The 20,074-nt window shown below is 71.9% G+C and carries 11 protein-coding genes; 7 read left to right on the top strand and 4 right to left on the bottom strand.

Annotation, left to right across the window (positions count from 1 at the left end; translation table 11 throughout):
- Positions 1–526 precede the first annotated feature (526 nt).
- Together ACZ7P3_RS08125 and ACZ7P3_RS08120 are read right to left on the bottom strand one after the other, a co-directional pair.
- Entirely contained in the window at positions 527–2,464 is a 1,938-nt protein-coding gene (locus ACZ7P3_RS08125) for an amylo-alpha-1,6-glucosidase (protein WP_472079834.1), read from the bottom strand.
- The gene (locus ACZ7P3_RS08120) at positions 2,461–3,891 is read right to left on the bottom strand and encodes an MGH1-like glycoside hydrolase domain-containing protein (RefSeq protein WP_472079832.1); all 1,431 of its coding nucleotides are present in this window, start codon (positions 3,889–3,891) and stop codon (positions 2,461–2,463) included. The genes ACZ7P3_RS08125 and ACZ7P3_RS08120 overlap by 4 nt, the downstream gene beginning before the upstream one ends.
- 121 nt (positions 3,892–4,012) lie before the next feature.
- On the opposite strand from ACZ7P3_RS08120, the gene ACZ7P3_RS08115 reads away from it, so the two are divergent.
- The 5 genes from ACZ7P3_RS08115 to ACZ7P3_RS08095 all read left to right on the top strand — a co-directional run bounded on the left by ACZ7P3_RS08115 (position 4,013) and on the right by ACZ7P3_RS08095 (position 16,218).
- Positions 4,013–5,233 carry an ROK family transcriptional regulator gene (locus tag ACZ7P3_RS08115; RefSeq protein WP_472079830.1) on the top strand — a complete coding sequence of 407 codons (1,221 nt, stop codon included), beginning with the start codon at positions 4,013–4,015 and terminating at the stop codon, positions 5,231–5,233.
- 697 nt (positions 5,234–5,930) lie between these two features.
- The gene (gene ppdK / locus ACZ7P3_RS08110; protein WP_472079828.1) at positions 5,931–8,651 is read left to right on the top strand and encodes a pyruvate, phosphate dikinase; all 2,721 of its coding nucleotides are present in this window, start codon (positions 5,931–5,933) and stop codon (positions 8,649–8,651) included.
- A gap of 1,014 nt (positions 8,652–9,665) precedes the next feature.
- Complete coding sequence (locus tag ACZ7P3_RS08105; RefSeq protein WP_472079826.1) at positions 9,666–10,274, top strand: CAP domain-containing protein; 609 nt, start codon at positions 9,666–9,668, stop codon at positions 10,272–10,274.
- A 421-nt stretch (positions 10,275–10,695) separates the two neighbouring features.
- Positions 10,696–14,040 carry an NACHT domain-containing protein gene (locus ACZ7P3_RS08100; RefSeq protein ID WP_472079824.1) on the top strand — a complete coding sequence of 1,115 codons (3,345 nt, stop codon included), beginning with the start codon at positions 10,696–10,698 and terminating at the stop codon, positions 14,038–14,040.
- A gap of 270 nt (positions 14,041–14,310) precedes the next feature.
- Positions 14,311–16,218, top strand: a complete 1,908-nt coding sequence (locus tag ACZ7P3_RS08095; protein ID WP_472079823.1) for an FHA domain-containing protein — start codon at positions 14,311–14,313, stop codon at positions 16,216–16,218.
- A gap of 90 nt (positions 16,219–16,308) precedes the next feature.
- Here the strand turns inward: ACZ7P3_RS08095 and ACZ7P3_RS08090 are convergent, their stop codons facing one another.
- Positions 16,309–16,893: a DUF4232 domain-containing protein gene (locus tag ACZ7P3_RS08090; RefSeq protein ID WP_472079821.1), complete on the bottom strand. Its 585-nt coding sequence runs from the start codon at positions 16,891–16,893 to the stop codon at positions 16,309–16,311.
- A 115-nt stretch (positions 16,894–17,008) separates the two neighbouring features.
- A complete protein-coding gene (locus ACZ7P3_RS08085) occupies positions 17,009–17,476 on the bottom strand; it encodes a hypothetical protein (RefSeq protein WP_472079819.1) in 468 nt (155 codons plus the stop codon).
- 262 nt (positions 17,477–17,738) lie between these two features.
- Between ACZ7P3_RS08085 and ACZ7P3_RS08080 the strand changes: the two genes are divergently transcribed.
- Together ACZ7P3_RS08080 and ACZ7P3_RS08075 are read left to right on the top strand one after the other, a co-directional pair.
- Entirely contained in the window at positions 17,739–18,944 is a 1,206-nt protein-coding gene (locus ACZ7P3_RS08080; RefSeq protein ID WP_472079817.1) for an NAD(P)/FAD-dependent oxidoreductase, read from the top strand.
- Positions 18,941–19,861 carry an RNA polymerase sigma-70 factor gene (locus ACZ7P3_RS08075; RefSeq protein ID WP_472079816.1) on the top strand — a complete coding sequence of 307 codons (921 nt, stop codon included), beginning with the start codon at positions 18,941–18,943 and terminating at the stop codon, positions 19,859–19,861. Before ACZ7P3_RS08080 ends, ACZ7P3_RS08075 begins: the two co-directional genes overlap by 4 nt.
- The last annotated feature ends 213 nt before the right edge of the window (positions 19,862–20,074 follow it).

The following is a 20,074-nucleotide window of genomic DNA, read 5'->3' as shown; positions in this document are numbered from 1 at the left end:
GGCGTCGGCCTCGGTGGTCTCTTCTGCCGTGGCGGCCTCTCCGGCGTGGGCGTCACCGGCGTCGGCCGTGGCTTCCTCTCCGGCGTCGGGCTCCCCGGCTTCCGGCGTGGCGTCGGCTTCCGCCGGGACTGCTGCCTCGGCTTCCGCCGGGACTGCTGCCTCGGCTTCCGCCGGGACTGCTGCCTCGGCTTCCGCCGGGACTGCTGCCTCGGCCTCCGCCGGGACTGCTGCCTCGGCCTCCTCCAGGGCCTCCTCGGTCCCCCCGGCCATGGCCGGTGACTGGCGCGTGCTCGTGTGCTGAGGCAACCGGAGGTCCTTCCGTGCGAAAGCCATGACGAACCCGCCCGGCCCGCCACCATCCCGTACGGCGACTCTCCGGCCCCTGTTCAGGGCCCCGGGCAAACACCCGGCAAACTACCGCGCCCCTTCAGGGGCGCGGGGAACTGCGCGAACGGCCCGGCACGCCCCCGCGGCTCCGAGACGGCGGAAACCCCCGGCGGCGCGTGATCGGCCTCCCCGCGCAGAGCTACGCCCCGCCGACCGCGGTCAGCAACGCCAGCGGCGCCGCCGCCGACCGCGATTCGCGGACGCACGCATGCGGGCAGGGAACCGGCTCCGGGTGGGTGTCACGGCCGTAGCCCGCCAGTACCTCCGGCAGCCGGTGGCCGGCCGCCGTCGCCGCGTCGACCAGGGCGTGCGCCACCGTGCGCGCCTCGTCGTGCAGGCCGTAGCGGGCCAGGCCCAGGGTGATCAGCGCGTTGTCGTGCGGCCAGAGCGAGCCGCGGTGGTAGGAGAGCGGGTGGTACGCAGGCTGGCCCGACGCCACCGTGCGTACGCCCCAGCCGGAGAAGAAGTCCGGTTCCAGCAGCCGCCGCCCGACGACCTCCCCGTACTCCTTGTCCAGCAGTCCCGACCACAGCAGATGCCCGGCGTCGGACGCCAGCGCGTCGACCTGGCGGCCCTCCCCGTCCAGTGCGAGCGCGGGGAAGGAGTGCGAGTGCATCCAGAAGTCCCGCTGGAAGCGGTCGCGCAGGTCGGCCGCCGCCTGTTCCAGCAGCGCGGCGTACGTCTCGTCGGCCCACGCGGTGCGCGCCACCCACGCCGTGCGGCGCAGTGCGTCGTACGCATAGCCCTGGGCGCCCGCCGCCATCACCGCGCCGGTGGGCCGGGTGCCGTCGGACCAGCAGATGGCGCCGGGGGAGTCCTTCCAGTTCTGGTTGGCGAGGCCGCCCTCGTCGGCGCGGTAGACGAGATAGCCGCGCGAGGTCAGCCCGCCGTGGTCCAGCATCCAGCCGATCGCCGCGCGGGCGTGCGGTTCGAGACGCCGGGCCAGAACGGCGTCGCCGGTCTGCTCGGCGTAGGCGCCGAGCAGGATCAGGAAGAGGGGCGTCGCGTCGACGGAGCCGTAGTACCGGCCGAACGGCACCTGGCCGAAGTGCGCCAGTTCGCCGTGGCGCACCTCGTGCACGATCTTGCCGGGCTGGGCGACGGAGGACACCCCCGTGCGGGTCGCCTGGGTCGCGGCCAGCGCCGGGAGTGTGGCCGCGGCCAGCTGGGGCCGGTACGGCAGCGCGAACAGGGCGGTGAGCAGGGCGTCCCGGCCGAGCAGGGTGAGGAACCAGGGGGCGCCGGCGGCCGGCACGCGCAGCTCCTCGCCGTCCGGTCCGGTCGCCGCCACCTGCAGCGCGGCCAGGTCGGCCAGGCCCCGGGCACAGGCCGCGGCCAGCTCGGGCCAGCCGGTCGGGAAGGCCACGCCCTCCACGAACCTGCCTTCCAGCTCCAGGAGCTGCTCGTTCACGGAGGCGGGTGAGCGCGGCACGCGCAGGGCGCGCCTGTCGCCGTGCGGGCGGGCCATCACACGCAGCACCAGCTCGGTCGTGCCGTGGGGTTCCAGGTCGAGTGTCCACACCAGGCGGCGGGCGCCGGTGCCGGTCTCCTCGACGGCATCGGGGGCCGGCTCGGCCGTGATGGTCGTACAGGACCGCCATTCGGCCCGCCGGTAGGTGAACTCGATGCCGTCGTCCAGGACCTGGCGGGAGCGCACGGCGCCCGCCTTCACGTAGGTGCGGTGGTCGGAGCGGAGCTCGAACTGGTCGGTGAAGTCGGCGTCGGCGGTGATGGCGAGCCGGACGGTGGTGGGCACCGGGCGGTTGCTGGTCACCCGCAGGGACTCGGCGAACGAGCTGTCGCCGACGGCCTGTTCCCGGAAGAGGGTGTGAGCGGGCGGCTCCTGCCTGGCGCCGCGCGGCACCAGCACACAGCGGGCCGTGTCGCCGTCCGTGACCGGGGTGAGCACCTCGGGCACCGTGCCGTCGACGGTGAGCTGCCAGCGGCTGAGGTGCCGGGCGTCCCGTACGAATAATCCGTCCGGGGAGCTGTTGAGCCGCACCCCGCTGATGTCGCCCCGGTCGCCCACGGCGGCGAACGTCGCCCCGTGCACGAGCAGATGATGCCGGTCCGTCATTGCCGGTCCCCTCCCTTGTCCCTCGTGTCGAACGCGCCCGTGGCCGTGGGGGACACGGTGTGTTCCGGGCGCTCGTGCAGCAGATCCAGCGCCAGCGCGGCGGTCCAGCCGAAGCCGGTCGCGCCGCACGCCTCCCCGCTGTACGGGTCGACGTACTCGGCGAAGTCGGTGGCCTCGGCGAGCCTGAGCACCGCCTCCCGCAGCGCGTCGGCCCGCTGCCGCTCACCGTGCACGCGCAGCCCCCGCTCCAGGAGCCAGCTCGTGTTGAACCAGGCGGGGCCCCGCCAGTACCGGTGCGGGTCGAAGGCCTCGCCGAGGAGGTCGTAGCTCGGGACCATCGCCGTGGCGTCGCCCAGCCCGAAGTGCGGGCCGCACAGCGTGCGGACGAGGGCGGCGACGACCCGGCGGGGCAGTCCCGGCAGCAGCAGCGGGACCAGTCCGGACACGCTCCGCCCGGCGACGAGGGCGCCGCCCCGCAGATCCCGGCACAGGAACATCCCGCTCGCCGGGTCCCACAGCCGCTCCACCAGGGCCGCCGTCAGCCGCCCGGCGCGCGCGTGGCGGGCGGTCCCGGCCGCGCCCAGTTCCCCGGCGATCCGCGCCAGCGCATGCTCGGACGCGATCAGCAGCGCGTTGAAGGCCGGGTCCTCGACGGCGAACTCCCCGTCCCCGTCGGCATAGGCACCGTCCCGGTAGTCCGCAGCCAGCCGCACGTACCGCCCGTAGTCCAGGTCCGTCGGCCGGTCCTCGGGGGCGCCGTGGTCGAGGTCCGCGCGGCGGAAGGAGCGGGCCGGGGCGGGGGTGACGCGGGAGAGCGGGCCGTCCCAGCAGGGGCTGTTGTCCATGCCCTGTTCCCAGGGGTGCACGACGGACGCCAGGCCGCCGCCGCCCAGATCCCGGCGGTGCAGCAGATACCGGTGCCAGGCGGCCAGCCGCGGGTACACCCCGGCGAGGAAGCCGCGGGCCCGTGACAGCCCGGGGTCGGCGCAGTGCACCAGCCAGGCGGCCAGCGCGTGGACCGGCGGCTGCACGATGCCCGACGTCTGGACGGTGCGCGGGGCGCCCGCAGCGCGCCCCGCGGTCGAGGAGCGCCAGAAGTCGGGGCTGGGGAAGTACGCGTCGAGCGGTACGGAGGGGTGGAAGACGATGTGCGGGACGCGCCCGTCGCCCCACTGGGCCGCCAGCAGCGTCTCCAGCTCCGTCTGCGCGCGCAGCGGCGAGAGGTGCCTGAGGCCGATCGCGATGAACGCCGAGTCCCAGGACCACTGGTGCGGATACAGGCTCCGGGAGGGGACCGTCGAGCTGCCCGTCCAGTTGGCATCGAGCACTTGTGCGGCTCTGACGTGCAGCGATGGCACCGATGTCGGCGGATCGTATGCGATCTCCCGTCCCGGGAGACGGGCAGTGAGCTGGGCAGTGCGATCCACTCGGGGCTCCCCGAAAGACATCCGGCCGACCGGGTTTGGTTGTGGCTACCGTAGGGTTACGTCTATTTAACACGCAAAACCCAATATGTAATGCAAGCTTGGGAAGCACAAGGGGGTGCGCATGACTGGACGGCCCGGCAGAACCGGACGGAGCGGAAACCAGGCGAGCGCCGGCGATCTGCTCGAACTCGTGCGCAGCGGGCGGGCCGTCACACGCGGCGCACTCCAGCAGGCCACGGGGCTGTCCCGGGCCACCGTCGGCCAGCGCCTCGACCGGCTGTTCCGGGCCGGCTGGCTGCGCGAGGGCGCCGGCGGTCCGGTCGGCTCGCCGCTCGGCGGCCGTCCCTCCATCACCCTGGAGTTCGACGACTCCCACGCCGTGGTCCTCGCCGCCGACCTGGACACCCGGCACGCCCGGGCGGCCGTCCTGACCCTGACCGGCGAGATCCTCGCCGAGCACTCGGGGGTCCTCGTCATCGAGGAGGGGCCGGAGCCGGTCCTCGGCGAACTCGGCCGCTGGTTCGCCGAGTTGCTCACCAAGGCCGGGCACCGGGCGGAGGAGGTCTGCGGGATAGGGCTCGCGGTGCCGGGGCCGGTGGACAGCGAGACGGGCCGGGTGGTCCAGCCTCCGATCATGCCGGGCTGGGACGGCTACGACATAAGGGGCCGCCTCTCCCGCGCCTTCACCGAGCACACGGGCGCCCCCGCGGTCCCGGTCCTGGTGGACAACGACGCCAACCTCATGGCGTACGGCGAGCAGCGCACCGGGCACCCCGACTGCTCCGCCTTCGTCCTGGTCAAGGTGTCCACGGGTATCGGCGCCGGGGTCGTGGTCGACGGCTCGATCTACCGGGGCGTCGACGGCGGCGCGGGCGACATCGGGCACATCCGGGTGGGCGCGGAGGCGCTGTGCCGGTGCGGGTCGTACGGCTGTCTCGCCGCCGTCGCCAGCGGTGGCGCCGTGGCCCGGCGGCTGGCGGAGGCCGGTGTGCCGGCCGCCTCCGGTTCGGACGTGCGGGACCTGCTGACGGCCGGGCACCCGGAGGCGGCCGCGCTGGCCCGGGAGGCCGGCCGCAGGGTCGGTGACGTGCTGGCGACGGTCGTGACCCTGCTCAACCCCGGTGTGCTGATGATCGCGGGCGACCTGGCCGGCACGCCCTTCCTCACGGGCGTCCGGGAGCTGCTCTACCAGCGGGCGCTGCCCCGCTCCACGGCCCGCCTGGACGTCGTGACCTCGCGGCTGGGGGAGCGGGCGGGGCTGGCGGGCGCGGGGGCGCTGGTCGTGGAGCACCTCTACGCACCGGCGCGTGCGGAGGAACGACTCGTCGCGCTGGGCGTCTGAGCGGCCGTGCGGTGGGTCCGGCCGTGGCGGTGCGGCAGGTCCGGTCGTGACCGTGCGGCAGGTCCGGCCGTGACCGTTGTGTGGCGGATGTGCCCCTGTGGCAGGTGCGGCCCTGTGGCGGCTCCCGGCCCTGTGGCCGCTCCCGGATCCGTGGCAGCACCCGGACCCGTGGCTCCCGGACCCGTGGCAGCACCCGGCCCCGTGACTCCCGGACCCGTGCCAGGTCCCGGGCCTGTGCCAGGTCCCGGGCCTGTGACGGGTGCGTTTCCATCGGCCTGTGACAGGTGCGTTTCCGTCCGTTTTCGGTCTCAGGAGCCGTCCGCATGGTGAAATCCCGGCGCCTGTGGCAGCGTGATTCTCGCCACCCTTGATAAGGGTTGCGCTCAGATGAGCGGTTCGGGGGCGACTGCACTTCTCCAAGGGGTGGCACTCAGTGCCACCCCTTGATCGTTCATCGATCGAAATCAGACGTGCCGAGAGCCGCTCACATGAGCGGAAAACCGCACTCTGGAAGGTTGCTGCATTCAAGAAGTGAACGCATACTCTCGTCACGGCTTGCCAAGCTTTGACTTTCGATCCGCTGGCGGACGACCGGTTACAGGCTCATGACGCACGAGTGGACGTACCCAGACGCCTTCGATCTGGGTATGTTCCTCGCCGTCAGGGCAGCCACCGCGGCCTCAAGGAGTCGAGACCCGTGTCGGAAAACAAAGAACCCCACGTAGCGAAGCTCGTTTACGACTTCACCGAGGGAAACAAGGACCTCAAGGACCTCTTGGGCGGCAAGGGCGCGAACCTCGCCGAGATGACCAACCTCGGTCTGCCGGTCCCCCCCGGGTTCACCATCACCACGGAGGCCTGCAAGGTCTACCTGGAGAGCGGCCAGGAGCCCGCGGCACTGCGTGACGAGGTGAGTGCGCACCTCGACGCCCTCGAGCGGACGATGGGCAAGAAGCTCGGCCAGGCCGACAACCCGCTGCTGGTCTCCGTCCGCTCCGGCGCGAAGTTCTCCATGCCCGGCATGATGGACACCGTCCTGAACATCGGCCTCTCCGACAAGTCGGTCCAGGGCCTGGCCAAGCAGGCCGGCGACGACCGCTTCGCGTGGGACTCCTACCGCCGCCTCATCCAGATGTTCGGCAAGACCGTCCTCGGGGTCGACGGCGAGCTGTTCGAGGAGGCGCTCGACGCGGCCAAGGCGGCCAAGAAGGTCACCGTCGACACGGACCTCGAAGCGGCCGACCTGAAGAAGCTGGTCACCAAGTTCAAGAAGATCGTCAAGACCGAGGCCGGCCGGGACTTCCCGCAGGACCCGCGCGAGCAGATGGACCTCGCCATCAAGGCCGTCTTCGACTCCTGGAACGGCGACCGCGCCAAGCTCTACCGCCGCCAGGAGCGCATCCCCGGCGACCTGGGCACGGCCGTCAACATCTGCTCGATGGTCTTCGGCAACCTCGGCCCCGACTCCGGCACCGGCGTCGCCTTCACCCGCGACCCCGCCTCCGGCCACCAGGGCGTCTACGGCGACTACCTCCAGAACGCCCAGGGCGAGGACGTGGTGGCGGGCATCCGCAACACCGTTCCGCTCGCGGAGCTGGAGTCGATCGACAAGAAGTCGTACGACCAGCTGATGCAGATCATGGAGACCCTTGAGAACCACTACAAGGATCTCTGCGACATCGAGTTCACCATCGAGCGCGGCCAGCTGTGGATGCTGCAGACCCGCGTCGGCAAGCGCACCGCCGGTGCCGCCTTCCGTATCGCCACGCAGCTCGTCGACCAGGGCCTGATCGACGAGACGGAAGCCCTCCAGCGCGTCTCCGGCGCCCAGCTGGCGCAGCTGATGTTCCCCCGCTTCGACGATGACGCGAAGGTCGAGCGGGTCGGCCGGGGCATCGCCGCCTCGCCGGGCGCGGCGGTCGGCAAGGCGGTCTTCGACTCGTACACCGCCGTGAAGTGGTCCCGCTCGGGCGAGAAGGTCATCCTGGTCCGCCGGGAGACCAACCCCGACGACCTGGACGGCATGATCGCGGCCGAGGGCATCCTGACCTCGCGCGGCGGCAAGACCTCCCACGCGGCGGTCGTCGCCCGCGGCATGGGCAAGACCTGTGTCTGCGGCGCCGAGGAGCTGGAGGTCGACACCAAGCGCCGCCGCATGACCGTCCCCGGCGGCCACGTGGTGGAGGAAGGCGACCTGATCTCCATCGACGGCTCCTCCGGCAAGGTCTACCTGGGCGAGGTCCCGGTGGTCCCGTCCCCGGTGGTGGAGTACTTCGAGGGCCGCATGCACCCCGGTGCCGACGACGCGGACGAGCTGGTCGAGGCCGTGCACCGCATGATGGCCTTCGCCGACCGCAAGCGCCGCCTCCGGGTGCGTGCCAACGCGGACAACGCCGAGGACGCGCTGCGCGCCCGCCGCTTCGGCGCCCAGGGCATCGGTCTGTGCCGTACCGAGCACATGTTCCTCGGCGAGCGCCGCGAGATGGTCGAGAAGCTGATCCTCGCGGACACCGAGGAGGAGCGCGAGGCCGCCCTGGAGCAGCTCCTGCCGCTGCAGAAGAAGGACTTCGTCGAACTCTTCGAGGCGATGGACGGCCTGCCGGTCACGATCCGTCTCCTGGACCCGCCGCTGCACGAGTTCCTGCCCGACATCACGGAGCTCTCCGTGCGCGTCGCGCTCGCCGAGTCCCGCCAGGAGGCGCACGAGAACGACCTGCGTCTGCTCCAGGCCGTCCACCGCCTGCACGAGCAGAACCCGATGCTGGGCCTGCGCGGCGTGCGCCTCGGCCTGGTCATCCCCGGTCTGTTCACGATGCAGGTCCGCGCCATCGCCGAGGCCGCGGCCGAGCGCAAGAACGCCAAGGGCGACCCGCGCGCCGAGATCATGATCCCGCTCGTCGGCACGGTCCAGGAGCTGGAGATCGTCCGCGAGGAGGCCGACCAGGTCATCTCCGAGGTCCAGGCGGCCACCGGCGTACAGCTGAAGCTGGCGATCGGCACGATGATCGAGCTGCCGCGCGCCGCGCTGACGGCGGGCCAGATCGCCGAGGCGGCGGAGTTCTTCTCCTTCGGCACGAACGACCTGACCCAGACGGTGTGGGGCTTCAGCCGGGACGACGTGGAGGCCTCCTTCTTCACGGCCTACCTGGAGAAGGGCATCTTCGGCGTCAGCCCGTTCGAGACGATCGACCGGGACGGCGTCGGCTCCCTGGTGAAGCTGGCGGCGAAGGCGGGCCGCGAGACCCGTCCCGACCTCAAGCTCGGCGTCTGCGGTGAGCACGGCGGCGACCCGGAGTCGGTCCACTTCTTCCACGAGGTGGGTCTGGACTACGTCTCCTGCTCCCCGTTCCGCATCCCGGTCGCCCGCCTGGAGGCGGGCCGCGCGGCCACGCAGTCGGCGGGCAGCGACCACCGCTGAGCCGAGGGCGGCAGCGCCGCCCGCCCGGACCCCGGAGCCGTCGTCGGTCCCCGACCCTCAGACCGATCGGCGGCGGCTCCGGCACACGAAAAAGAAGGGGCGGCACCCTGTGCGGGGGTGCCGCCCCTTCGTGCATCCTCCGCGGAGACCGTCAAGCTACGCCGCTGACCTGGAAGAACGACGTTTGCCGGCGGTGGCTGCCGTGGAAGCCGCGTGAACCGTTGTGCCCTCGCCGTGCCCTTCGGGCGCGGCTGGGTCGGTGGGACAGCACGCACGACAGACACTCTCGCCGATCGCCTCGGGCCGATGGACGCAGCAGTCGCACGCCAGGGTGGCTGACGTGGCACCGATCGGCTCGGAAACGGTGCACTGGAACGGCAACAGGCCGTCCTCGGAGGAGAGTTGGTCGACAACCTCGTCTCTGCCGAGAGATCCGTTCTTCCATGTACGCCGACCGGCCGGCAAGATCGTTCGAAGTGCCGCCGTCAGCCTCACCACTGAACACGCTCCGGTTCACCACCACGCTCTGGACACCGTGACGGGGAAGGTGATCGGCGAGCTGTCTCCTCAGCACCGGGCTGTGGACTTCCGGGACTTCCTCGACGTGAGGTTCCCCTCCCGCTGCGGAGACTGTGACCGGCGGGACGGTCGGGGTCACGGCATCCAGGAAGCGCTTCCATGACGCCGAGTTCCGTGAGGGGCGGTATGGATCGTGGCGGAGACCGGGAAGCCGATTCCGGATGTGGCTGAGGGCCTGGGTCCCCCGGGGACCCCGCACAGCCGGGTGTGAGGCGCAACGGGTCGCCGTCGTCGGACCGGCCGGTGGCGGCGTCGTCGCCCGGTGGTCGTCTGTGGGAGAGCGAGCACGCCGAGCTGGAGCGGCTGCGGGCCGAGGCCAGGGAGAAGCACATCCGCGAGCGGCACGCCCGACCCGCGGCCCCGGATGGCGACGGGCCAGGGCCGGTGGCAGCCTGGACGACAACAGCGTTCGTGTTCGCAGGAGGTGGAGCATCCGTGGAAAGCCACACGTCGCGCACCGGAAAGCTGCTGAGCACCGCCGCGGCTGCCGCCCTGTCGGCCACGCTCTTCCCTGTCGTGGCGGCCTCGCCCGCGGCGGCCGTGACCTGCAACGCGGCCGTCGCCAACCAGGCCCCGACCGCCGGGACGGCCGCCCAGGCGAGGGATGCCGTGATCTGCCTGATCAACGCGCAGCGCACACAGCGCGGGCTGGCTCCCCTCACCACCAACCAGGCCCTGACGAAAGCGGCCACGCAGCATGCTGTCGCGGCCGTCCAGCTGAAGTGGTGGGGACCGGGCAAGGACCCGCACCGCAATCCCCAGACCGGCTCGACACCGCAGAGCCGCATCCAGGCGGCCGGATACTGTCCCAACCCCCGCTCGTGGGAGTTCAACGAGATCACGTACACCGGGTGGGGCGGATCGGGAACTCCGCAGGCCGCCGTCAACTGGTGGATGAACAGCCCCGGCCACCGCGCCATCATCCTCAAGCCGTCGCTGCGCGAGATGGGCCCGTGGGCCCAGCCCGGCTCGGCGGACCGGGCCGGGGCCGCGTCGTCCAGCGCCGGCACCTACGTCGTGACGTTCGGACGCTGCCAGCAGTGAATCCCCCATCGGCGCCGCGCACGCACACCTTGGCGTCCCGCTTGCCGATGTCGATACCGGCGCAGCGCTCGTGCCGGCACCTACGCCGCCGACCAGGCTGGACGACGTTCGCCGGCGTCGGCTGCCGTTGAACCCGCGCTAAGCCGTCGTGCCCTCTGGGTGCGGCTGGGTCCCTCACGCGCCGTCACCACGAGGGCGTTCGCTCCGATTTGGCACCTTCCGGGGCGGGCCGGCTTCGGGTGACGGTGCCGGCCCATGCTGACCTGCCGTGTGCCCGCTCCCGACACGGCACGCAGCGTCGTCGAGCTCTCGTCGCCGACCGAGGGACGTGGAAGATCTCGGATCTGTCAACTGCGCTTCCAGGAAGGGCAACACGCGCTTGGCTGGTGCGAGGCGGCACGGGCGAACAGGGGGGTAGGGGATGGCGGGGGTACGCCGTGCGTTCCGCATCCTGGCGGGGGCGGGGCTGTTGGTCACGGTGGGCGTGGCGACGAACCAGGTGCTCAACGACGGCAGACTCAGCTGGACCTGGCTGTACGCCTCGCTGTGCGTATCGGCACTGAGCCTCGTCTACTCGGAGTGGGGAACCACCCCTGCCCCCACCGAGGGCGAGAACACCGGTGCCGCACGCGGCGGCCGCCGGGTGTACCTGCGGCAGCTGCGGGCGAGCGTGCAGGACATGGAGACCGTCGGCATCGCCACGCAGAGCGAGTTCGTGTTCCGGATGCGTCAGGTGTACGTCGATGTCAGTGTCGTGCCGCAGGTACTGCACGCGGCGGCCAGGGAGCCGTACCTCGGTTCGGTGGGCGGCGGAGAACGCAGAAGCCTGGCATCGATGCTCCGGGACGCCGAACGCGAGGAGACGTCCCGGGTCCTGGCGGTCATCGGCGGCCCGGGCTCCGGCAAGACGACGCTGGCCCGCAACACGGCCCTGGAGCTGTGCGTGCACCGCTGGCGCCCGTGGAAGAGACGCCTGCCCGTGCTGCTCTACCTCCGTGACCACGCCACGGCCCTCCTGGCCGACGAACCCCACACGCTGGAAGCGGTGGCGGTCTCGGCAGGCTGGCTGGACGGCAAGGTCTCGGCACGCTGGCTTGCCCGCCGCCTCGATCGCGGAGACTGCGTGGTCCTGCTGGACGGCCTGGACGAGGTCGCCGACCCGACGGAACGGGGCCGGGTGGTGGCCTGGGTCTCTCGGCAGATCCAGCGGCACCCGCACAACACCTATGTGGTGACGTCCCGGCCCCACGGCTACGAGTCGAATCCACTGCCAGGCGCGGAGGTCCTCCAGGTACGCCGCTTCACCTGGCAGCAGATCGAGCGCTTCCTGCGCCAGTGGTCGTACGCGACGGAGAGCCGTGCCCGGGGTGCCACCGGTCACGAGGTACGAGCGGCCGCTGCCAGGACCGCCTCCGACCTGCTGGCCCGTCTACGCAGACAGGCCGCCCTGTACGACCTGGCGGCGAACCCTCTGCTGCTGACGATGATGGCGAACGTGCACCGCTATCGAGGACAACTGCCCGGCAATCGCGCCGGCCTGTACGCCGAGATGTGCGACGTACTGCTTCACCGCCGCTCCGAGGCCCGAGGGCTGACGGACGCCACGGGCCTTGCCGGTCCGCACAAACAGCATGTCGCCCAGCACCTGGCCCTGGCCCTGATGAAGGCCAGGGTCCGCGACTGGCCGGTGCGTCACGCCGCGAGGGCGATCCGGCCGGCCCTTCGGCAGGTCCCGGGACAGGTGACCGCCGAGGTGTTCCTGGAGGAGGCCCGCAAGAGCGGACTGCTGGTCGAACGCGAGCATGATGTGTACGGCTTCGCCCACCTCACGCTGCAGGAGTACCTGGCCGCCGCCCAGCTCAGCACCCCCCACGCCGACACCACCGTACTGACGGCGAACGTCAACGACCCATGGTGGCGCGAGACGATCCTGCTCTGGTCCGCCGGCAACGACGCCACGCCCGTCATCACCGCCTGCCTGGACAGCGGTACGGTCCCTGCCCTGGCCCTGGCCTTCGACTGCGCCGAAGAGGCGAGAACCGTCGACCCCGACACCCGGGGCCGGCTGGAAGCCCTGCTGAGCCCGCCCGCTCCCGGCCGACCTCGCGATCCCTCCCGCGCACGCCTCGTGGCAGGGGTCCTGGCCACGCGGGCACTGCGCGAGACGATCCGGATCGACGACACGACCGCGTTGTGCGCGCGGCCCGTTTCCCATGCCCTGTACATGGCGTTCGTCAACGAGGAGGAAGCGGCGGGTCGCCACCATCCCGCTCCTTCGGACGTGCCGGAGAGAGGCAACGGCGTGGCCGTGGGCATGCAGGCCGGTGACGCCGAACGCTTCGTCGACTGGATCAACACCCTCACCGCAGACGGCGAGACCGTCTACCGGCTGCCGACCTCAGCGGATCTCGGTGACCCCGAGGCCCTGGTCGCTGACCTCACCCGTTGCACGGTCTGGGCCCATGACGGCACCGAGACGGTCCTTCACCGGCCTCAGGGAGTCGACTGGCCCTACACCTACCCCGCCGAACAGGCCGGCTCCCTCGTCGTCGCCGACCGGGAACGGCTCACCCTCTATCTGCGGCTCATGGCCACGCCGGAGCCACAGCGCACGCGGGTGGAGACCTGGGTCAAGGTCCTCACCGCCGCACTCACACACGCTTCGGCGCTCCGCAGGGCTCCTGCCCTGTCCGCGCTGAAACTCCCTCTCACTCTGGCCATGGCCGTCGCTCTCGACCACGTCCGCCTGTGTGCCGAGGCGTTCACCGACCACCGCGCGCTCGCCCCCGCTTTCCTGCGGGCGTTCGACCTCGCCCATGCCTTCACACGAGCCGTCGGGACGGTTCCCGTCCAAGAGCTCTCTCTCAACCTGGATCCCGTTCTCGCCCGCGCCCTCGAACGTGCCCACTCGGTCGTCGGCGCCCGAGCCTCCGAAATCCTCGACCCCGGCATCGGCCTCGACCGCGTTCACGACCTCGCCCGGGGTCTCGACCTCGCCCCCACGCTCAGCCGCGCGCTCCAGCACGCCTACGGCCTCGACCTCGACCGTGCCCTCGAACACGCCCAGGGCCTCGACGAGGGCCTGATCCGTACCCTGGGCCTCGCCCTCGGAGCCGCCGGCGACTTCGTCCCCGGCTCCCACCTCGTCCGCGCCCTCGACGATGCCCTCTCGCTCTCTCTGCCCCACCTCTTCGTCCGCGACCTCGATCTCGCCCTCGGCCTCGCTCTCGGCCTCAGCCGCGATTCCCACACACAGGTGTTGACGCTCTCCCTCAACACCTTCCGTTCCCTGCTCGACCGCCGGCTGCCAGGCCGGCCACCCGCTGCCACCGAAGACGCGGAACCCGCCGGACTCTCCGCCCTGGACGACTTCCTGGTGGCGCGGGCAACTGAGGACATGCTGCTCACCGGTCGTTCCGATCGGCAGGTGCCAGAGGATCCGACCCGTGTCGTACGCCTTCAGCGCGACATCCTCCGGTCGATCGTCACCGATCTCCCGGCCCATCGAGGACAGGTGCTGGTGGAGGGCGTCACCGAGCTGCTCACGGCGATACGCGACCGAACCGTCCCCTGCGACGAGCGGGCGCTGTCCTGCGCCCGCACGGCTCTCGTCGCCGCGATGGCCGACCTGGACGAGTCGGGTGTGCGCCACCGCGGCAGGAGCGAGCACATGTCCATCGTCTGGCAGAGCCTGGCGGCTCTTGACGCCTCCTCAAGCGGCTCCCGCCCCAACCAGATCCTCCTGCTCACCCGCACCCGGCCCTAGGTGTGCCGTCCGGACAGATTGGTGCCGCGGCGGCAATCGAACCGCCGTCACCCGCCTTGCAGGTCCGTCCGGGCTCCTTTCGGCGCGGCCCGCCGCGGGCGCCCGCCGGTGGGCGACCCGGGGTGTCGCGGTTGGCCCCGGATCGGTACATTTCCGCTACAGGAAAGGGCGTTGAGGGTCCCTTTGGGGGCTATGCTGTAACAGCATGTGATCATTTTATTTTTCAACAACACACGTGAAGCGTGTCGCTGCCCCCTGGAAGGAAGTGCCGTGGCACCGGTGCTCGTCGGACTCCAAGGTCTGCTGGCGGGAGAGCGCATCCCGATCCTCGACACCCGCGTCACCTTCGGACGCAACTCCGAGAACACCGTCGTCATCTCCAGTCTGAGCGTCTCCCGCTTCCACGCGGAGATCGTCTTCGACGAGGACGAGGGATACCGGCTGCGCGACTGCGGCAGCAGCAACGGCACCCTGGTCAACGGAGACGAGGTGGAGACCCGTCTGCTGCAGCCCGGTGACGCCATCACCCTGGGCGACCAGGAGTTCCGCTTCGAGGTGGCGGACGCCATGGAGACCCTCATGGCGCTGTCCCTGCCCCGGTCCGTGACCCACGGTCCGGAGGAGGGCGAGCAGGGGCCGGTACTGAGGGTCACCGTCGCCGGCGGGGGCCCCGTCGGCCTCTCCTTCGCCCTGCTGCTGGAGCACTTCCTCGGACCCCAGACGCAGATCACCGTCTACGACGGCAGGTGGCGCAAACAGGGCCGCACCGTCGTCTGGAAGGGCGAGGACGAGGGCAATGTGCGGCGCCAGCAGGTGGTGACCGTGCAGAGCCGCCAGTACCTCGCGTGGCCGGAGGAGGTGCGCGCGCGCCTCTTCGCCCCGGAGAACTACAGCGAGATGTGGCCGTCGGGCCCGGACTCGATCGGCGACCACCACCCGCGCAACATGCGCATCGCCTACATCGAGGACCGGCTGCTGGAGCTGGCGAACGAGAAGCGGGACCGGATCCGGCTCATACCCGCCCGGTTCGACGCGGCCGACCAGCAGGACGCCCTCGCCACGCAGCACGTGCTCGCCATCTGCGACGGCGGGCGGTCGCACACCCGGGAGCACTTCGCCGCCCGGTTCGGCAAGGCCGACGAGTCCATCTACTCCCTCGACGGCCGCCACCTCCAGGACGTCGTCCTCGGCCTGCGCGTGAAGTCCGGCCTGACCGACCCCATGGCGGTCCTGCTGACGGTGGCCCAGAACCGTTTCCTGCTCAACTCGCTGCGTGGCGAGGGCTTCCTCAACATGCGGCTGACCGACGCCGAGGTGGCGGAGGTCATCGGCATCGACCCGGTCCGCCGCGTCTTCGAGGAGTGCATCGCCTCCCGGCCGTGCCTGATGAACCGCGACGAACACGGCGACTTCCAGTGCTCCACGCACGGCACGCTGTTCCTGCCCGCGCTGATCAAGGGCTCGTCCCTGTGGAAGCGCGTGCGCGAGGGACTGGAGCTGTTCGGTGTCCGGCCCGAGGACCTGACCGCGGTCACCAGCTTCCGCCTGGACATGGTGCAACGCCCGCGTTTCTCCGCGGAACTGCTGCCCCCCACGGCCGCTTCTCCCGGCACCTACGGCTTCCTCCTCGGCGACGCCGCCAACGCCATCCACTTCTGGCCCGGCCGCGGCCTCAACAGCGGTCTCGCCTCCGCCGTTTCGCTGGCCCGCTCCCTCAACGGAGCCTGGAACGGACGGGCGTTCCGGGACGCGGACTTCCTGCGGCACGAGGCCGCCATGTCGATGCTGCAGTACCGGCACAAGAGCCGCGCGTGGAAGGCGATGGTGACCACCGACGACCAAGGTGTCACCTGGGCGATCAAGGACATCATCGAGCACGGCATCGCCGGGATCACCGATGAGCCCGAGCATGAGGCGGACACCGGGACGCTGCTGGAGCGCATGCGGGCCATGCGCGAACGGCTCGCACCCCGGCTGCCCGGAATGCCGGACGACGAGGCGATCCTGGAACGCCTGCGCACACTGGACTCCGCCACGCTGCGCATGCTGGTCCTCAGCGGGGCATGGGACACCCTGACCATGGGCGGCGAAGAGGTCGACATCGACATCTTCTACGGCCCGGATTCGTCCGCTGCCGCCGCTGCCGTCGAAGCCCTGGAGCCGGTCGCGCAGTCATAGACCATCTCGGCCGCAGGCGGGGCCCGCTTCGTGACGGGCCCCGGCGGGAAGGGGGCGGCGCTCCGTGTCGGGTCGCCGCCCCTCGGTGGGTCAGATGGTGCCGTCCGTGTTGACCGGGCCGACCTGGAAGGTGTTCGAGCACGTCGTCCAGCGTGCGGGCACGAGGACGGCGGTGTGCGACGCCGGCGGATAGATCCTCAGATAGCTGCCGGTGCGCAGGCAGGGCCCGCCGATCGGGCCGTTGGTGGTGCGGACGACCGCGGGCGCGGAGTGCCCGGGGGCGAGGGTGACGGTGGAGTACGACCGGCTGGTGCGGGTGGCGGCCGGTCCGATCTGCCGGTGCGCGGTGTCCAGGACGCTGACGCCCGGGAAGCCGCGCAGGGCGCACGACGTGGTGCTGGTGTTGGTGAACTGGACGGGCCAGTAGAGGGATCCGGCCGCGCCCTCCTGGCGGCCCATGGAGACGTAGAGGTCGGTCACGGCGCAGGTGCGCGCAGCGGCCGACGCCCGGGTCGTCATGGCCGTGGTCGCGGATGTCTTCGCAGCTGCCGGCGCTGCCGCAGCCGCCGTCGCCGCCGCGCTCCATGCGACGCCTGCTGTCGCGAGTGCCGCCGTGGCGGCGGTCAGGCCGGCGGCCAGGCCGCGGCGGGAGAGGAACCGAATATTCAGAAACATGGCGCATCCGCCTCCATCGGGCGAATGGGTGATGAGGACGTTCTGTTGGATGCGTCCTCGCCCGGAAAAGTTGTGCCTGCCGCCGGGAAAAATCCCGCCCCGCGTGTCCGGGGGATCACCAGCCCTCCACGCCGAGGGCCAGGCGCCGGCGCCACCACGGCTCCTCGGGACCGGCCAGCGGGTCGGGAAGCGTGAGGCGCAGATAGCGGTGGTCCAGTGGTGTCACCACGCCCTGCAGCTCGGCCCGCGCCCGGACGGGGAGCAGGGGCAGGATCTCCGCCAGCGCGTCCCGGGCCTCTCGTACGTCGTCGAGGGCGCAGCCGGGGCAGCTGCCGCAGGAGGACTCGCGGGGGTAACGGGGGCGGTTCCCGGGCGGACGGAGGAACGCCCGGTAGCGCCGCAGGGCGGTGTCGGTCGCACCGCGCGGATACCGGAAGCCGGGGGAGAGGCGCTCCGCGCGGTGGACGGCGAGGCTGGTGCGGTCGGACAGACCGGGTATGCGGACCGGCGGGGGCTCTTCCCGGACACGGGGGCCAGAGGTCCTGCGGGCGCTGCGCAGAGCGCCGGGCCGGTTACGCGGCATCGGCCTTTCGACGGGTGGTCATGGACTCCATGATGCCCGACAGGACTTGGCGGCGTCACACGCGGCCGCACCGGACCCCTCGCCCCGCCGGTGGCCCGACCGGCGGGATCCGGCGCATGACCGTTCCTGCCGCCGGATGCGCGTCCCCGTCCGGGGCGGCCTCGCGGCGAACTGTGGTGCCCGTCACATCGGCCTCGTGTCACGAACCGGCACGCAGCTTCCATCTGGTGGGTGTCCACAGCGAACGAGGAAGGGCCGGACGATGAGCGCACAGCACACAGAGGGCGGGGCGGCCCCGCACCGCGTGGTGATCCTGGGGGCGGGGTACGCGGGCATGGCCGCGGCGATCCAGCTCGCGGCCCGGGTCAAGGGCCCTCAGGACGTCGAGGTGACCGTGGTGAACGCGCAGGAGCGGTTCACCGAGCGGATGCGGCTGCACATGGTGGCGACCGGGCAGCGGCTCGCCGAACTGAGCGTCCCGGAGCTGCTGGAGGGCACGGGGGCGCGGTTCGTGCGCGGCTGGGTCACGGCCGTGGACACGGACGCGAAGGCCGTGCGGATCGACGACGACCGGGTGCTGCACTACGACACGCTGGTGTACGGGCTGGGCGGTGTGGCCGACACCTCGGCCGTGCCGGGGAGCGAGGACCACGCGTACACGCTGAGCGGTGCCCAGGACGCCGAGGCGCTGGCCGGCCGGCTCTCACGGCTCGGCGGGGGCACGGTGGTGGTCGTCGGCAGCGGGCTGACCGGCGTCGAGTCGGCCGCGGAGATCGCCGAGCGGTACCCGGAGCTGACCGTGGTCCTGCTCGGCCGGCAGGAGCCCGGTGCCGCCATGAACCCGAGGGCGAGGGCGTATCTGCGCCGCGCGCTCGACCGGCTGGGCGTCCGGGTCCGGGCCGGGGCCGAGGTGGTGAAGGTGCTGCCGGACGCCGTGGAGCTGGCGGGCGGCGAGAGCGTCACGGCCGACGCGGTCCTGTGGACGAGCGGGACACGGGTGTCGCCGCTGGCGGCCGCCGCCGGGCTGGCCGTGGACGAGCACGGCCGCGTCGTCACGGACGCCACGCTGCGCTCGGTGTCCCACCCCGAGGTGTACGCGATCGGCGACGCGGCCGCGATCCGCCAGGGGTACGGCGTCATGCACGGCACCTGCCAGGGCGGCATGCCGACCGGAGTGCACGCCGCGCTGTCGATCTGCCGGGTGCTCAGGGGCAGGCGGCCCAAGCCGTTCCGCTTCGGCTACTACCACACACCGGTCAGCCTGGGGCGGGGCGACGCGGTGGTGCAGTTCACCCGCCCCGACGACAGTCCGCGCCCGATCTGCCTGACCGGCCGTACGGCGGTCCGGTACAAGGAGACGGTGACCGCCGCGCCGTGGCCGACCTACGGCCGCATGAAGAAGATGCCCGCAGCGGGCGCGTTCTGGCCCCGCGGGGGGCGCTTCACCCGGATCCGGAGGACCAAGTGACCGAGCTGACCGCCCACCCCGGCCAGCAAGCCTTCCACGAGCACCGGCGGCTGCTGTTCTCCGTGGCCTACCGCGTCCTCGGCAGCGCGGCCGACGCCGAGGACGCGGTCCAGGACACCTGGATCAAGTGGTCCGCCGCGGACCGCGCGCAGGTGGCCGACCCGAAGGCGTATCTGACGCGGATCGTCTCGAACCTGGCGCTGGAACGGCTGCGGTCCACCCGGCACAAGCGGGAGACCTATGTGGGGCCGTGGCTGCCGGAGCCCATCCTCACCGGCGGGGACGCCTCCGAGGCCGTCCTGGACGCCGAGTCGGTGTCGATGGCGATGCTGGTGGTGCTGGAGACGCTCAGCCCGCTCGAACGCGCGGTGTTCGTGCTGAAGGAGGTCTTCGGCTTCAGCCACGCCGAGATCGCGGAGGCGGTGGAGCGCTCCGAGGCGGCCGTACGGCAGGCCGCGCACCGTGCCCGCGCGCACGTGCAGGCCCGGCGGCCGCGCTTCACGGCGGACCGGACACGGCAGCGTGAGGCCACCGAGCGGTTCTTCGCCGCGGCCACCGGCGGCGACGTCAACGCCCTGATGGAGCTGCTCTCGCCGGACGTCACCCTGTGGACCGACGGCGGCGGCAAGGTCCGTCAGGCGCTGCGGCCGGTCGTGGGTGCGCAGACCGTGGCCTCCTGGTTCGCGGCCATCGGCACCGTCACCTACCAGGGCGTCGAGCCCGCCGACATGCGCGCCGAACTCGTCGGGATCAACGGCGGCCCGGGCATCGTGTTCAGCTCCCCGGAACGCGTCATCGCCACCGTGACCTTCGACTTCGGCCCCGACGGCCGCATCACCGCCATCCACAACGTGGCCAACCCCGACAAGCTCCGGGCGGTGGCCGACGGCACCGCCCGCGACATCGGGACGCGGTGAGCCGCCGCACCGCCTGGACACGGCGGGCGTGATGGCACCCCGGAGGACCTCAACAGCATGCGCCGCCACCGGCGTCGGATCGTCCACGCGCACGCCCGCTCCAGGGCCGCCGGCCTCCTGCCGGCCGAGGCGGGTGCCCTGCCCACGCCGTACGCGGCGGCCGCCCCCGGTGTGCGGCCGGACTCCTTCCCCGGGCCGCTCCTCGCGCTGCGG

Source organism: Streptomyces sp. NPDC107581 (genome assembly GCF_055657175.1).
This window is presented reverse-complemented; position numbering and strand designations above follow the sequence as displayed.

Bases quoted from the DNA above. Each gene is read 5' to 3' on its own strand.
- ACZ7P3_RS08125 (WP_472079834.1), bottom strand. From the start codon at position 2,464: ATGACGGACCGGCATCATCTGCTCGTGCACGGGGCGACGTTCGCCGCC.
- ACZ7P3_RS08115 (WP_472079830.1), top strand. From the start codon at position 4,013: ATGACTGGACGGCCCGGCAGAACCGGACGGAGCGGAAACCAGGCGAGC.
- ACZ7P3_RS08100 (WP_472079824.1), top strand. From the start codon at position 10,696: ATGGCGGGGGTACGCCGTGCGTTCCGCATCCTGGCGGGGGCGGGGCTG.
- ACZ7P3_RS08090 (WP_472079821.1), bottom strand. From the start codon at position 16,893: ATGTTTCTGAATATTCGGTTCCTCTCCCGCCGCGGCCTGGCCGCCGGC.
- ACZ7P3_RS08085 (WP_472079819.1), bottom strand. From the start codon at position 17,476: ATGCCGCGTAACCGGCCCGGCGCTCTGCGCAGCGCCCGCAGGACCTCT.
- ACZ7P3_RS08080 (WP_472079817.1), top strand. From the start codon at position 17,739: ATGAGCGCACAGCACACAGAGGGCGGGGCGGCCCCGCACCGCGTGGTG.